This is a genomic window from Streptomyces sp. (assembly GCF_031181705.1).
Classification (GTDB): domain Bacteria; phylum Actinomycetota; class Actinomycetes; order Streptomycetales; family Streptomycetaceae; genus Streptomyces.
Genome location: NZ_JAPSKN010000041.1, coordinates 1 through 14,827 on the forward strand (window position 1 = coordinate 1; position 14,827 = coordinate 14,827).

General features: G+C 71.6%; 10 protein-coding genes. 2 read left to right on the forward strand and 8 right to left on the reverse strand.

Features of this window, described 5'->3' with window-relative positions; translation table 11 throughout:
* The 4 genes from RIN80_RS11245 to RIN80_RS11260 all read right to left on the reverse strand — a co-directional run.
* Window positions 1-1,006 (reverse strand): polyketide synthase (locus tag RIN80_RS11245; protein WP_309095401.1); only part of this gene is annotated, 1,006 nt, incomplete at its 3' end.
* Between the two features lie 55 nt (window positions 1,007-1,061).
* Window positions 1,062-1,802, reverse strand: a complete 741-nt coding sequence (locus RIN80_RS11250; protein WP_309095402.1) for an alpha/beta fold hydrolase — start codon at window positions 1,800-1,802, stop codon at window positions 1,062-1,064.
* Window positions 1,799-3,049 (reverse strand): cytochrome P450, encoded by a 1,251-nt coding sequence (locus tag RIN80_RS11255; RefSeq protein WP_309095403.1) that lies wholly within the window; start codon window positions 3,047-3,049, stop codon window positions 1,799-1,801. Before RIN80_RS11255 ends, RIN80_RS11250 begins: the two co-directional genes overlap by 4 nt.
* Window positions 3,046-3,357, reverse strand: a complete 312-nt coding sequence (locus RIN80_RS11260; RefSeq protein ID WP_309095404.1) for an acyl carrier protein — start codon at window positions 3,355-3,357, stop codon at window positions 3,046-3,048. Before RIN80_RS11260 ends, RIN80_RS11255 begins: the two co-directional genes overlap by 4 nt.
* Before the next feature lie 448 nt (window positions 3,358-3,805).
* Here RIN80_RS11260 and RIN80_RS11265 point away from each other — a divergent pair, with 448 nt between their 5' ends.
* Entirely contained in the window at window positions 3,806-4,642 is an 837-nt protein-coding gene (locus RIN80_RS11265) for a putative nonproteinogenic amino acid hydroxylase (RefSeq protein WP_309095405.1), read from the forward strand.
* 77 nt (window positions 4,643-4,719) lie between these two features.
* Here RIN80_RS11265 and RIN80_RS11270 read toward each other — a convergent pair whose 3' ends face one another.
* Window positions 4,720-5,646 carry a phytanoyl-CoA dioxygenase family protein gene (locus tag RIN80_RS11270; protein ID WP_309095406.1) on the reverse strand — a complete coding sequence of 309 codons (927 nt, stop codon included), beginning with the start codon at window positions 5,644-5,646 and terminating at the stop codon, window positions 4,720-4,722.
* Window positions 5,647-6,443: 797 nt separating this feature from the next.
* Here RIN80_RS11270 and RIN80_RS11275 point away from each other — a divergent pair.
* A complete protein-coding gene (locus tag RIN80_RS11275; RefSeq protein ID WP_309095407.1) occupies window positions 6,444-7,772 on the forward strand; it encodes a PLP-dependent aminotransferase family protein in 1,329 nt (442 codons plus the stop codon).
* A gap of 78 nt (window positions 7,773-7,850) precedes the next feature.
* Here the strand turns inward: RIN80_RS11275 and RIN80_RS11280 are convergent, their stop codons facing one another.
* The 3 genes from RIN80_RS11280 to RIN80_RS11290 are packed head-to-tail and all read right to left on the reverse strand — an operon-like array spanning window position 7,851 to window position 14,823.
* A complete protein-coding gene (locus RIN80_RS11280; protein WP_309095408.1) occupies window positions 7,851-9,083 on the reverse strand; it encodes a cytochrome P450 in 1,233 nt (410 codons plus the stop codon).
* Window positions 9,059-9,850, reverse strand: coding sequence for an alpha/beta fold hydrolase (locus RIN80_RS11285; RefSeq protein ID WP_309095409.1), 792 nt, complete (start codon window positions 9,848-9,850; stop codon window positions 9,059-9,061). The genes RIN80_RS11280 and RIN80_RS11285 overlap by 25 nt, the downstream gene beginning before the upstream one ends.
* Entirely contained in the window at window positions 9,847-14,823 is a 4,977-nt protein-coding gene (locus RIN80_RS11290; RefSeq protein ID WP_309095410.1) for a non-ribosomal peptide synthetase, read from the reverse strand. The genes RIN80_RS11285 and RIN80_RS11290 overlap by 4 nt, the downstream gene beginning before the upstream one ends.
* Between the last annotated feature and the right edge of the window lie 4 nt (window positions 14,824-14,827).

The window sequence follows — 14,827 nt, forward strand, 5'->3', positions numbered from 1 at the left end:
GGGGCCGGCCGCGGCCGGTCGCCCGGAACACCTCGCGCAGGCCGGACGCCTCGGCCGGGTCGCCCAGGCGTGTGCCCGTGCCGTGGGCCTCCACGTAGTCGACGCTGTCGAAGGGGACGTCCGCGCGGGTCAGGGCGGACAGCACGGTCGCCGCCTGGGCGCCGGGGCTGGGATCCGGCATCCGGGCGGTGGCGCCCCCGCTGCCGACGCTCCAGCCCCGCACCACCGCGTAGATGTGGTCACCGTCGGCGATGGCGAGGTCGAGCCGCTTGAGCAGCACGAACGCTCCGCCCTCGCCCCGGACGAAGCCGCTGGCGCGGGCGTCGAAGGCGAAGCAGCGGCCGTCGGGCGACAAGGCGCCCATGTTCGCCAGGCCCAGTCCCGACTCCGGATCGGCGATCAGCTCGACGCCGCCGGCCAGCGCCGCGTCGACCGCGCCGCTGTGGATCCGGTCGCAGCTCAGCGCCAGCGCCACCAGGGAGGAGGACTGGCCGGAGTCCGCGCAATAGCTCATGCCGCGGACGTCGAACAGGCTGGAGATCCGGTTGGCGATCAGCGCACCGGCGGAGCCGAGCGCGGCGTGGTGGTCGTCCCGGTCGCTGCCGGACGATCTGCGCAGCGCCTCGTATCCGGAGGGCGCACTGCCGACCACCACGTCGATCTCGCGGCCCGCGAGCGCGCCCGCCGGGATCCGGGCGTCCTCGACGGCCTCCCAGGCCAGTTCGAGCCCCAGCCGCTGCACGGGGTCCATGGCGGCCGCCTCCGCCGCGTCGAGGCCGAAGAACTCCGCGTCGAACGCGTCGATGGCGTCGAAGAACGAACCCGCCCGCAGGGTGCCGGTGTCGGGATGGGCCGGGCTCGGGGCGCCGGCCGCCCGCTGCTCGGGGAACGTGCCGACGGTCGACCGGCCGTCGAGCAGCAGGCGCCAGAACTCCCCCGGGCCGCTCACTCCGGGGAAGCGGCACGACATCCCGATGACGGCGATACCGGTGGCTGGGCCACTCATACGAATCCTTTCCGGTCTCCGGGCCCGTGGCCATGCACGGGCGGTCAAGCCGCGTTCAGCGCCAGGAGCCCAGCGACGTCACCAGTGCGTCGGGCGCGTGCATGAAGTCGTAGTGACCGCCGTCGACGACCCGGACGTCGACCGACTCCGCGTAGGGACGCCAGGCCTCCAGGTCGTCCGGGTCCACGTCGGGGTCGTCCCGCCAGTGCAGGACGACGACCGGACACGGGAGCGTCACCGGCTCCGTGCGCCGGTAGGCGCCCGCGGCGGCGTGGTCGCGGAGCAGCACCGCCAGGCCCATGTCCACCATGTCCGGCCGCGGCTCGATCCCCCGGTCGCGCAGGAACGACTCCAGTTCGGCCCGGAGTTGGGCCTCGGTCATGGCGAGCATGCGGTCGCGCGAGGCGTGGTGCGGCGCGGGCTGGCCCGACACGAACAGGCACTCCGGCAGGGGCAGGCCCCGGTCGGCGAGGCGGAGCACGGTCTCGAAGGCGGGCAGTGCCCCCGCGCAGTGCCCGAAGAACGCGAACGGCCGGTCGAGCAGCGGCACCAGCGCCTCGGCGAGCGCGTCGGCGAGTTCCTCGTAGGTGCCGTAGTGCGGCTCGGCCATCCGGCTCTCCCGGCCGGGGAACTGCACCGGACAGACCTCGGCCCCGTCGATCGCGGCCGGCCAGGCGCTGAACGCCGAGGCGCCGGCTCCGGAGAAGGGGAAGCAGAAGATCCTTGCGGGGTGGCGGGTGCCGGACGGCGGCCGGACGAACCAGGGTGAGGTGACGGTGGCGGATCCGGATGTCATGGCGTCCTGCGTTCCTGGACGACGACGGGGAGGTGGGTCATGCCGGCGATGAAGTACGACCGCAGGTGCTCGGGTTCGCCGGCGACCTCGATCGATCCGCAGCGCTGGAGGAGCTCTTCGAAGAAGACGCGCAGGGTCATCCGGGCCAGCGGCGCGCCGATGCAGAAGTGCGAGCCGAACCCGAACGCGACCTGGCGCTTGGCGCCGGTCCGGGTGATGTCGAAGGTGTGGGGGTCGGTGAACTGGGCGGCGTCCCGGTTGGCCGACCCGATCCACGCGACGACCGCTCCGCCGGCCGGGACGGTGCCGCCGCCGATCCGGGTGTCGCCGACGGCGTACCGCATGAAGTTGCAGGCGGCCGAGGTCCAGCGCAGCCCCTCCTCCACCAGGTTCGGCACGAGTGACGGGTCGGCCTGGGCCTTCTCGAACTGCTCGGGCCGTTCGACGAGGGCGAGCACCGTGCCCGAGACGGTGTGCGGGGTCGTCACGTTGGCGCCGAGGAGGATGCTGTAGCCGTTGAGGGCGATCTCCTCGTCGGTCAGTGGCGCCTCGCCCGCGCGCACGCTCATGAGGTGGTCGAGCAGGCTCGAGTCCTCGCCCCCGGCCGCGCGGCGCTGCTTGACCCACGCGGTGACGTAGGCGACGAGTTCGTGGTGGGAGATGGCGAGCGTCGCGGCTTCGCCGCCCTGCCGGAAGTGCGGGTCCGAGGGGGCCGTCACCATCGCGGTCAGCTGCACGAGTTCGTCCCAGTCGCGCTCCGGGATGCCGAGCAGCGGCCCGGTGACGATCGCCGGCAGGAGCAGTGCCCGCTCGGCCAGGTCGAAGACCGAGCCGTCCAGCGCCGGTTCGAGGAACTTCACGATCGCCTGCCGGATCCGGTCCTCCCAGGGGGCCACGGCGCGCGCCGTGAGCCGGGAGCCGATCGCCCTGCGGACCTGGGTGTGCCGGGGCGGGTCGGTGGAGGTCATCAGCTTGCCCGCCGCGACGTCGTCGACGCCGAGGTGGGTGACGACGGTGCCGCGTTCGGAGGTGAACTCCTGATGGGAGCCGAGCACCCGGCAGACGTCCTCGTAGCGCGTCACGGACCAGAACTCCCGCCCGTCGGCCAGGACCTGGTGGTGCAGCGGGGCCTCGGCGCGCATGGCGTCCCAGACGGGATGGGGGTCGCCGTGGGTGTAGAGGTCGAGGTCGAACAGGTCGACGCGGTCGAGGTCGATGTCGCGTGCGGCGCCGGGCGTCAGCCTCATGTCAGCGCCTTTCCCCGCGCGATGAGCGCGGCGACCCGGGCGGGGGTCTGGGCCAGGTAGAAGTCGCGCACCGACAGCTCGACACCGTGGTCGCGCTTGACCCGGTCGATGATCGCGATCCCGGTCAGGGAGTTGCCGCCGAGTGCGAAGAAGTCGTCGTCCGCCCCGACCTCGCTGCCTGCGAGGTGCTCCGCCCACAGCGCGCAGACCTCCTGCACGAGCGCCTCGGGCGCGCCATCGGCTGCTGCGTGCGCCTCGGTCGCCTCGTGGTGTCCACCTTGCCGGTGAGCCCGCGGTCGCGATTCCATCGCCACCTTTTCCTTTCTCCGAGGGACACAAAGGCCCGTTTCGGGGGGCATTCACATGCCGTGCGGGAAGTTCACTGAATCTCGGTCACCGGACGAGATTAAAGCCCGGAATTGAATTTCGATAGGCATGGACCGGGCGCCGCTAACCTTCGGCGGCGACCGGTTGTCCCGCCGACGGGACACCGTGGGCGCGCCGGGACAAGGCGGCGACGAGCCCCGTGGACGGCGTCCACCAGGGGAAGTTCAGGCTGCCCATCGTGCCATCCCTGGTGCTTCCGGGCGAGCGGATCGACGTTCCGGACCGGCTTCGGGCGCTAGTCGCAGCCCTGGCGGCCACGTCATTGCCATCGCATTTTCGAAGAATTACTGTGACGCCCCGGAGGGCGCCCACGAACCTCCGCGCTCGTCGAAGTTCGTCTGAAACAACCATCTGCCGGAGGGGATTTCCTTGCTCAAGTCGCAACGGCTTGCGGTGTTGCCCATCGACGCGTACGACCTGGAATCCGAGTTGTCGGTCGTGGACCACCACGACTACGGGGGAGACTATGACGCCTTCACGTTCGGCTCATGGTCGTCGCATGTGCTGGCGAACGGAACGGGCGCCGACTCCGACACCGCGTTCCGTCCGCACGACGGCCGGCTGACCCTGACGGATCTGGGCAAGCGGCTGCCGAACATCATGGCGCTGGTGACCGACAACTTCCCCCTGGACCGGTTGCAGTGGGTGCGTGTCTTCAGCCTCCGGGACGGGCTGATCTCGCCGCACGTGGACTTCCTCGAGTTCTCCGAGCCGGGCACCCGGCTCCAGGTTCCGCTGCGCACCAGCGAGGAGTCCCTGCACTCCGAGAACGAGTCCGTGTACCACATCCGCCGCGGTGAGGTCTGGAAGATCCACTCGACCGACCCGCACTCCGCACGCAGCACCTCCGGGACCGCGCGGCTGTCCCTGTGCCTGGATTTCGCGGACTCCGAGGAGCCGATCGAGATCCGCAACGAGGTACCCGCGACCGAGCCGGTCCGCATCGTCGAGCGGCCCGAGCCGACCGACGCCGAGCTCGGCGATCTCATCGAGTCGGGGCGGGAGTTCACCCCGGAGACGATGCGGCCGGCCTTCCGCCGGTTCGCCGAGCTGCACTTCGAGCGGCACGCGCACGCCACGGCGGCCTTCGACTGGTACGTGGAGGCCGCGCGCCTGACCGGCGACGACGACATGGTGGCCAAGGCCCGGGCCTTTCGCACGTACTGTGTCGAGAAGCGGGGCGACGGGGAGACGTTCGACTGGTGAACGACGCGGCGGCGCCGCAGCCGACCGGCCGATGGCCCACCGCGGACGAGCGGCGGGCCATCGGCCGGTGCGTGTGGTCAGCTCTTGACGGTGCCTTCGCGCAGCCGGTCGATCATGTGCCGGGTCGTCTCGATCGGGCTCTCCTGCGCCAGGTCCCAGGAGTTCGACGGCAGCGCCTCGTTGCGCACGGCCACCTGCTCGTTCCACTCCTCACGGCCGGCGAAGGGGATCGTCTCGCCCTCCTGGTAGACCGGGAAGGGGCGGTACTGGTTGCGGCCGGCGGCGTCGGTCCCGCGCACGAGCAGCGGGTCGAGGTAGACGCCCTCGCTGTGGATCCGCGTGGCCGTCGAGATGTAACCGATGTCCAGACCGCAGCGCCGCTTGGCGGAGGTGTTCGCCTCCGAGTAGTGCAGCAGGTGGGGGTGGTGGATCGACACGTCACCCGGCTGGAGCTCGATGTCCACGACACCGCGCTTGTCCACCCACTCCTGCACCAGCGTCTCGTCGGAGCTGGAGAAGAGCATGTTGGGCTGGTCGGTGCGCACCCGCGGCTTGTGCAGCGGCAGTTCGTGGCTCCCGGGGATCATCCGCAGGCAGCCGTTCTCGGTGGTGCTCTCGTCGACGGCCAGCCACACCGTCAGCGCCTCCATCGGGCTCAGCGTCCAGTACGCGCCGTCCTGGTGCCACAGCACGGGCTGCCCGTCGTACGGGGGCTTGCAGATGTAGTGGGCGGTGAAGCACGCGAGATCGGGCCCGAGGAAGAACTCCGCGATGTCCACCAGGCGGGAGTCGGAGACCAGCCGGGCCCAGAAGGCGTCATTGCGGATCAACGGGTGGTGCAGGTGCTCGGGACGCAGATCCGGGTACTTGCCGGTGAGCCAGTCGACGTGGGCACGCACCTCGTCCAGCAGATCCCGCGGCACGACGCCGCGGATGATGGAGAAGCCCTGTTCGGCGTATTCCGCCGCGGCCTTCTCCAGAACGCCCTCTCCCAGTGTGTTCATGCGTCACTTCCTTTTCGGGTTGTGAGGTGATGCCGACTTGCGGGACACGTTCGCGGAACCGTCGCGGATTCCCGCTTCACGGGCTTCGGCGGATTACGGCTCCGGACGTGGAAAAGTGGAGGGCCGGGGTGCCGGCGCGGTGTCGCCGGCAGCTCGGGCGTGGTCGACGGGAGGCGACCGCCCGGCGATGTGGTCTCGTACCGGCGGACGCGGTTCACGGGTGGCGTTCACGGCGTGCGGGAACGGAATTCGGGTCCGCCGGCGGTCCTTCGGCCGGTTGTCGCCGGCCGGTCGCAGCGGAACTCCCCCGCGCCTTTTCGCCGGTTCCCCGGCGGTTCAACACTCTGTCCGCCGCGCGGAAGGGTGTCAATGTTCCCCGCGCCGTCCCCGGGGCTCCGGCGAGCACCGGGAAGGGAGGGCGGGCCTTGTCGCTTCCCGGTGTGTCCCGCTGACGGGACAGGCACAAGCGCGCCCACCCGTGCCGTGGCGGATCGGCGCGCACCGCGGAATCCCGCGGAATCCCGCGGAATTCCTCCCCCGTCCCGGCATGCGCCGCGAAGCACTGCGGTGCGTCAGGTCACGCGTCTAATATGAGGGCCCGACGAGGCACCGCGTGCCGTGCCCCTGCGGGCACAGGCGTCGCGGCGGCGCCCGTCTCCCCGGTGCGGAACCCGGCCGAGCGCGGCTGCCCCCTCCTGTCCAGGGCGCCCCCACGGCTCCGGCCCCACGCGACGTGCCCGATGTGTCCAACGTGTGCAACGTGTCCAACGTGTCCAACGGATGAGGATGGCGTGACTATGGCCGTACACCCGGCGCCCGCGTTCCTGAGCATCACGGACCTGCACGAGTCGGTGGACGACCCCGCGCTGACCTCCATGACCCTGCTCAACGAGCTCGCCGGACGCTACCCGAGCGCCGTCTCCTTCTCCGCCGGCCGCCCGTTCGAGGGTTTCTACGACGTCGAGGACCTGTCCCGTCATCTCACGACCTTCCGGCGCCACTTGGAGGACGAGGTCGGCCTCCCCGCCGAGCAGGTGCGGCGCACCTTCTTCCAGTACGGCCGGACCAAAGGCTTCATCCACGAACTGATAGCCCGTCAACTGGAGGTCGACGAGGGGCTGACCGTGGACCCGGAGAGCATCGTGGTGACCACCGGCTGCCAGGAGGCGATGGTGATCCTGCTGCGCGCCCTGGTCCGGGACGGCCGCGACGTCATCCTGGCGGCGGAGCCCAACTACGTGGGGTTCATCGGCGCGGCCCGCGTGGCCGGCGCACCCCTGCGTCCCGTCCGGGAGGGCACGGGCGGCATCGACCTGGACGACCTGGAACGGCAGATAGCCGCGGCGCGGCGCGAGGGGCTGCGTCCGCGCGCCTGTTACGTCGTCCCGGACTTCGCCAATCCGAGTGGCGCGAGCATGTCGACGGCGGACCGGGTCGCCCTGCTGGCGCTGGCGCGGCGGGAGAAGATCCTCGTGCTGGAGGACAATCCCTACTCCTTCTTCTCGGCCGGCGGTTCGCGGCGGCCCATGCTCAAGTCCCTGGACGAGCACCGCCAGGTGATCCACCTCGGGTCCTTCGCCAAGTCCGCCTTCGCCGGTGCCCGGGTGGGTTACATCATCGCGGACCAGCCCGTCTCCTCGGCGGGGGACCGCGCCGCCGGCCCGGTGCTCCTCGCCGACCACCTCGCCAAGTTGAAGAGCATGGTGACGCTGAACACCTCGACCGTCGCCCAGGCGGTGATCGGCGGATACCTGATCGAGAACGGGTTCAGCCTCAAGCGCGCCACCGCCCGGGAGGCCGGCGTCTACCGGCGGAACCTGGCCACCGTGCTCGACCGGCTCGCGTCGGTCTTCCCGCCGGTGCCGGGACGGCCGCGGGACGTCTCGTGGAACGCGCCGCAGGGCGGGATGTTCGTCGTCGTCACCCTGCCGTTCGTGGCGGACGAGGAGATGCTCGAGTACTCGGCCTCCAAGTTCGGCGTGCTGTGGACGCCCATGCACCACTTCTACGCCGGCACCTCGGGATTCCACCAGGCCCGGCTCTCCTTCAGCGTGCTCACCCCGAAGGAGATCGGCCTGGGCGTGGACCGGCTGGGCGACCTCGTGAAGGACCGGCGGGGGCGCTGACGCGCCGCCGCCCGTGAACCGGGCCCCCGGACGCCGCCGCGTCCGGGGGCCCTGGCGCGCAGGGGGCCGGTCAGCCGCTCACAGCCGCACCGGAAGCGCGTCGAGCAGCCGCGCGCCGCCGGGGGTGGCCTCGGTGTAGGTCAGGTCGGCGCGGTCCACGGTGACCTCCAGCGTGTCGCGCCGGAGCATCAGGTGGTCGATGGCTATCTCGCCCTCCAGGTTGGCCAGGGCCGCGCCGGTGCAGTAGTGCGGGCCCGCGCCGAAGGCCAGGTGGCTCCGTCCGCGCGGCAGGACGCGCTCCACGTCGCACCGCCCGGGCTCGGGGAAGACGTCCGGGTCGTGATTGGCGGAGACCAGGGAGCCGATGAGGGCGTCACCCCGGCGGATCGGCGTCCCGGCGAACTCCAAGTCCTCCGTGGCGTAGCGGGGGCCGGCGGCCGGGACGGGGTTCGCCACCCGCATCAGCTCGTGGACGGCGTGTGGCAGCGCCTGTGGCCTGGCCCTCAGCAGGGCCAGCTGGTCGGGGTTGTCGAGGAGCGCGAGGACCGCGTTGGGGATGAAGTGGGACGTGGAGTGGTGCCCGTTGTTCACCACGAGGAGCACCATCGAGATGATCTCGGCCTCGCTGAGCCGGTCGCCGTCCTCGTCGCTCGTCTGCACCAGAGTGGAGATCATGTCGTCCGCGGGTTCCGCCCTGCGGCGCACGATGAGCTTGCGCACGTAGTCGACCATGCCCTGGGCGCTCCCGGCGAGGTCGGCGTCGGCGTCGGCGTAGTCGTTCATCCACGTGCGCACCTGGGGCTGGTCGGCCTCGTCGATGCCGATGAGTTCGCAGATGACGGTCCCGGTCAAGGGGGAGGAGTAGTCCTCGATGAGGTCACCGCTCCCCTCGCGGGCCAGGTCGTCCAGGAGGCGGGCGGAGATCTCCTCGATGCGCGGGCGCAGCTCCTTGATGCGCCGGACGGTGAACGCCGGGGTGACGAGGCGGCGCTGGCGCGCGTGGTCCCGGCCGTCCTTGAGCATCATGTTGGCCGCGACGTAGTCCCGGAACTCGTCCGGCAGGTCGAGGGACGCGACCATCTGGTCCACCAGGCTGGGTCCGCGGTGGCCCGGAACGTTGGTGTGGTCCACGACGAGCCGCGGGTCGCTCAGCGCCGTCTTGATGTCCTCGTTGCGCGTGATCAGCCACACGCGCGGCCCGCCGGGGAAGCCGACGCGGACGAGCGGGGACCGCTCCCGCAGGCGCGCGTAGGCGCAGACCGGGTCCTCCACGAACTCGGGGTCGGTCAGGCTGACGATGGGCTCGTCCATGTGGCGCTCTCCTCGGCATCCTTGTCGAACGGTGGGCAGGCTGGGGCGGACTCGCTCCCGATCAGGTCCAGTACCTCGCGGCCGTGGTCCACCAGGTACATGTGGTCGCCGGGGAACTCCGCGTAGCTGAAGGCGCCGGTGGTCGCCTTCCGCCACTCGTGTGCCTGGTCCGCGCCGACCAGACCGTCGCGGGCGCCCCGGAGGGAGCAGATCGGCACCGTGACCGGTTCGTCGGTGCTCGGCACGTAGTTCTCGTGCATCTCGCAGTCGGCCTGGAGCACGGGCAGGATCAGCTCCCGCATCTCCGGATGGTCCAGGGCCTCGTGCCGGAAGCCGGCGAACTCCTCGACCCGGGCGAGGAACTCCTCGTCGGGCAGGCCGGTCGCGCGTCTGGCCCGCTGCGTCCACGGACCCGGCGAGCCGCTCACGACGAGCCGTTCGACGGCGACGCCGCGCGCGGTCAGCAGATGCGTCAGCTCGTAGGCGAGCACCGCGCCCAGGCTGTGCCCGAACAGTGAGATCCGCGCGCCCTCCCCGGCCTCGGCGACGACGTCGTCGACCGCGTTGCGGGCCGCCTCCACGACGTTGCGGTACGGCGTGTGCAGGATCAGCCGTTCGCGGCCGGGCAGTTCGACCGGGACCACGCGCCACCGGCCGGCGGACAGCGCCCGCCACGGGTGGAAGAACGACGGCCCCGCTCCGGCGAACGGCGCGCACACCAGCACGGGCCGGTCCCGCTCCCGTCCGGGCCCCGCGGTGCCGGTCACCGCGCCAGCCGCTCGGCGATGACGCTCATGATCTGGCCCGCCGGCCTGGGCATGTGCAGGTCGTGGTGCGTGGCGTCCACCGCGTGCTCCTCGATGGAGCCGAGGACGTGCGGCCGCCAGTCGGGCCCCCAGGAGGAGACCTCCTCGGTCTTGTCGAGCCTGGCGTTGAAGTACAGCAGGTCACCGCGGTAGACCGGTGATTCGAAGTCGCCCATCTTGTTGAGGTTGTTGGCGCCCACCTTCGACATGGTGTCCAGGAAGCTGTCCATGCTGCGGGTGTTCATGAACTGGCCGAAGACCTCCTCGACGTCCGCCCGGTACAGGTCCGGCGTCCTGCCGGAGACCTGCTTGAACCCGCTCTCCGGATGGGTGGTCGCGGGCTGGGCGTCCAGTACGGCGACGAGGTCGACCCGGTGCCCGAGCCGGTCCAGTTCCACCGCGAGGGCGTGCGCGATCGGGCCGCCGTAGGACCAGCCGACGAGGTGGAAGGGGCCTTCCGGCTGGATGCGGAGGATCTCGGCGAGGTAGTCGTCGACCATCTCCTGGACCGAACCGGCCAGCGGGTCGGTGCCGTTGGAGCCGCGGGACTGCAGGGCGTAGGCCGGGCGGTCCTGGACGTAGGGGACGAAGGTGAAGTACGCCCAGCCGAGTCCGCCTCCGCCGTGCAGGAACCACACCGGCGGCTTGCCCGTGCCGGGGTCCCTGTTGAGCGGCAGCACGACCTCGAAGGAACCGTTGTGGTCGTCGGGGATGCCGCCGATGAGCACCAGCGCCGCCAGCTCGGCGACGGTCGGGTACTGGATGATCGTCCGCAGCGGCACGTCGAGGCCGAACTGCTTGCGGATGCGGGCGCTGAGCCGGGTGGCCAGCAGCGAGTGCCCGCCGAGCACGAAGAAGTCGTCGTCGATCCCCACCCTTTCCAGACCCAGCAGCTCGCCGAACAGGGCGCACAGCTTCTCCTCGTGGGAGTTGCGCGGCTCGCCGCTGCTCACGGTGGTGGTGTGGTCCGCGGGCAGCGCGCGCCGGTCGAGCTTGCCGGCCGGATTCAGCGGGATCTCCGCGAGCGGCACCACGGTGGCCGGGACCATGTAGTCGGGCAGGCGTTCGCGCAGGTACTCGGGCAGTTCGGCCAGGAGGGGGCCGATCGACTTGGCCAGGGCGGGGGCGTTGATCCGCATCCGCCCGGTGGCGGGGCCGGGGACGAATCCTCCGCCGACGGCCTTCGGCTCGGGCAGCAGTACCGCGTCGAAGCAGTGGGCGGCCTCGGCGGACCAGGTGAGGACGGCCTCCCCGCCCTGCCGGCGGGCACCGTCGGCGATCTCCTGCGGATCCACCGCCGCGCCCTGTGGGGCGTGGGAGGCCATGACGCCGGAGGCGGACGCGGCGGCGGCCTCCTCGACCAGCCGCGCGTTGGGTATCCCGGTCACCCGGACCGGGCCGTCGCCCGTCCGGCCGGCCAGCTGCGCCGGGTCGGTCACGTCGCGGCCCCACGCCAGGGCGGGCACCTCGGCCAGGTCGAGGACGGCGGCCGGCCGCTTGTGCAGGACGACCTCGTAGCGGTGCCGGGTCAGCTCGTTGTGGGCGTGCCCCTCCTTGAGCCGGATGTCGACGCCGGCGGCGCGGTCCGCGGCCCATTCGGTGAACCACTCCGGGGCCACCACCAGCTCCCGCTCGGCGAGCAGCGCCTGCTCGACGAGCGCCCGTATCTCCTCGTGCGAGGCGTGCGGCTGCGCGGCCCGCTTCTCCGCGGTCGTCAGCAGCCGCAGCGTGGCGGCGTTGCGGACGTCACCGACGATCAGCCGGCCACCCGGAGCGAGGAGGTCCATCAACTCGCCCAGCACGAGGTCCAGGTAGGCGGCGCTCGGGAAGTACTGCACCACCGAGTTGACGACGATGGTGTCGAAGGCCTCGCGGGGCAGCCCCGAGACGTCGTGGGCGGGTTGCGCGGCCAGCCGGACCCGGTCCGCGTGGCCGGCCTGCCCGGTCTGTGCCCGGAGCCGGTCCACGACCGTGGCCGAGATGTCGGTGCCCCAGTACTCCTCGACCTCGCCGACGATCCCGGCCAGGAGCAGGCCGGAGCCGACACCGACCTCCAGCACCCGGCGCGGGGCGAAGCGCAGCACCTGTGCCACCGCCGCGTCACGCCACTCGCGCATCTGCTCCACGGGGATCGGCTCGCCGTCGTACACCGACTTCCAGCCCTGGAAGTCCTCGCCCCAGGCCTGTTCGGCGGAGTCGGCGTAGCTCTCGTCGTAGACCTGGCGCCACTCGTCCACCTGGGCGTCGGCATCGGCCACCGCGGCGTCCGGGTCGGGTGCCACGTAGGCGACCAGGCGCTGTTCGCCCTTCTGGTCGTCGCGCACGACGACCGCCGCCTGGGCCACCGCGGGGTGCCCGGTCAGCACGTGCTCGATCTCGCCCAGTTCGATGCGGAAGCCGCGGACCTTGACCTGGGAGTCGGTGCGGCCGATGTAGTCGACCTGGCCGTCCTTGGTCCACCGCACCAGGTCCCCGGTGCGGTACATGCGGGTGCCGGGGGCTCCGTACGGGCAGGCCACGAACCGTTCCGAGGTGAGCGGGGTCTGCCCGAGGTAACCGCGGGCCAGGCACACCCCGGCGAGGTACAGCTCGCCGGCGACGCCGGGCGGGACGGGGCGGAGCGCGGCGTCGAGGACGTAGACCTGGGTGTTCCAGATCGGGGCGCCGATCGGCACCCGGTCGGAGCCGGGGACGTGCTGCCATCCGGTGACCTCGACGGTCGCCTCGGTGGGTCCGTAGAGGTTGTTGGCGGAGCAGCCCGGCAGCAGTTCGGTGAAGCGGTTGGCGAGGGCGGCCGGGAACGCCTCGGCGGCGACCTCGATCCAGCGCAGGCTTGTGCACTGCTTGGCCAGCGGTTCGGCGACGAAGGCGGCCAGCAGGGACGGCACGAAGAACGCCCCGGTCACCCGCTCGCGCTGGATCAGCTCGGCCAGATAGGCGGGGTCGCGGTGCCCGTCGGCGCGTGCCACGACGACACAGGCGCCCATCTGCAGGTTGGCGAACATCTCGGGCACCGAGGCGTCGAAGGAGGCGGAGGTGCTGACCATCATGCGGTCCTCGACGCCGACGTCGAAGTGGTCCAGGCCCCACCGGATCCGGTTCATGATCGACCGATGCGCCACCGGCACCCCCTTGGGACCACCGGTCGAACCCGACGTGTAGATCACATACGCCGCGTGATCCGGCAGCAGCCCCCGCACCGGATTCCCCTCGGGATACCCCGACACGTCCGGCAGCTCCCCCTCCAGCACCAGCAACGGCCGCGCACCGTCCAGCACATGCCGCACCCGGTCCTCCGGCAGATCGACGTCCAACGGCACGTACGCCGCCCCCGCCTTCACCACCGCGTACACCGCCACCAGCAGATCCACCGACCGCGGCACCCGCACCGCCACCAGCCGCTCCGGCCCCGCACCCCGCTCCACCAGCCAGTGCGCCAACCGGTTCGCCCGCCGGTTGAACTCCCCGTAGGTCAGCGACTCCCCCTCCGCGATCACCGCCACCCGATCCGGATCACGCGCCACCTGCGCCTCGAACGCGCCCGGCAGCGTCCCCGGCTCCACGGGGACCGCCGTGTCGTTCACCCCCCGCACCAACCACTCCCGCTCCCGAGCCGACAGCACCTCCACCGCACTCACCGGCAGGAGCGGGTCGGCGGCCACCTGTTCCAGCACGCGGACGAGCCGGGCGACGACGGCTTCGGCCGTGTCCCGGTCGAACAGCTGGGTGGCGTACTGCAGGTCGCCCCGCAGGGCGCCCGTCTCGTCCATCGCGATGCTGAAGAACAGGTCGGACAGGGCCGTCTGGGTGAGGTACTGCTCGAACTCGACCTTGAGTCCGGGCAGTTCGAAGTCCTGCCGGGCGAAGTTCTGCCAGGCGAACATCACCTGGAACAGCGGCTGGTAGGCCAGCGAGCGTTCGGGGTTGAGCTGCTCGACCAGGGTCTCGAACGGCACGTCCTGGTGCTCGTAGGCGGTCAGCGCCTTGTCCCGGACCTGCGCGAGGAGATCGGCGAAGGTGGGATCGCCGGAGAGGTCCACGCGCAGGACCTGGGTGTTGACGAAGAATCCGACGAGATCGGCCAGCGCCTCGTCGGTCCGCCCGGCGATCGGGCCGCCGATCGTGACGTCGTCCCCGCCGCCGAGTCTGCCGAGCAGCACTCCCACCGCGGCCTGCAGCACCATCGCCATGGTCATGCCGCGCTCGTCGGCCAGCTTCTGCAGGCCGGCCGCCACCGCGGGCTCCACCACGACGTCGACGGCCTCGCCCTGGGAGCTGCGCTCGGCGGGCCGGGGCCGGTCCAGGGGGAGGTTCAGGGGCTGGGGTACGCCGGCCAGCTCCGCGCGCCAGTAGTCGATCTGCGCGGCGGCCAGACTGCCCGGGTCGTTCACGTCGCCGAGCAGTTCGCGCTGCCACAGCGCGTAGTCCTTGTACTGCACGGGCAGTGGCGTCCACTGCGGCGCCCGGCCCTCGCGCCGGGCGGTGTAGGCGGCGGTGAGGTCCCGCGCCAGCGGCCCTCCCGAGACCCCGTCGGAGGCGATGTGATGGATGACCAGCACCAGGACGTGCTCCTCGGGCGCGCAGCGGAAGAGGTGCGCCCGGAAGGGGATCTCGGCGGCCAGGTCGAAGCGGTGGGCGATGACCTCGTCGATCGCGCCGGGCAGTTCCCCGGAGGTCACGTCGGCCACCGGCAGCGGCACCGGCGCGTCCGCGACCGCCAGGATCCTCTGGTGCGGCTCGTCGTCCTCGTCGGTCACGTACGTGGTGCGCAGGGTCTCGTGGCGGCCGACCACGTCACGGATGGCCGCCGCGAGGGCGTCCCGGTCGAGCGGCCCGGTCAGCCGGAACGCCGGGGAGATGTTGTAGGTCTCCGCCCCTCCCTCGATCTGGTGCGTCAGCCACATGCGGCGTTGTGCGAACGACAGCGGAATCACGGGT

Excerpts from the sequence above, each read along its gene's own strand:
- RIN80_RS11255 (WP_309095403.1), bottom strand. The coding sequence starts at position 3,049 with ATGAGGCTGACGCCCGGCGCCGCACGCGACATCGACCTCGACCGCGTC.
- RIN80_RS11280 (WP_309095408.1), bottom strand. The coding sequence starts at position 9,083 with ATGGACGAGCCCATCGTCAGCCTGACCGACCCCGAGTTCGTGGAGGAC.
- RIN80_RS11250 (WP_309095402.1), bottom strand. The coding sequence starts at position 1,802 with ATGACATCCGGATCCGCCACCGTCACCTCACCCTGGTTCGTCCGGCCG.
- RIN80_RS11275 (WP_309095407.1), top strand. The coding sequence starts at position 6,444 with ATGGCCGTACACCCGGCGCCCGCGTTCCTGAGCATCACGGACCTGCAC.
- RIN80_RS11260 (WP_309095404.1), bottom strand. The coding sequence starts at position 3,357 with ATGGAATCGCGACCGCGGGCTCACCGGCAAGGTGGACACCACGAGGCG.
- RIN80_RS11270 (WP_309095406.1), bottom strand. The coding sequence starts at position 5,646 with ATGAACACACTGGGAGAGGGCGTTCTGGAGAAGGCCGCGGCGGAATAC.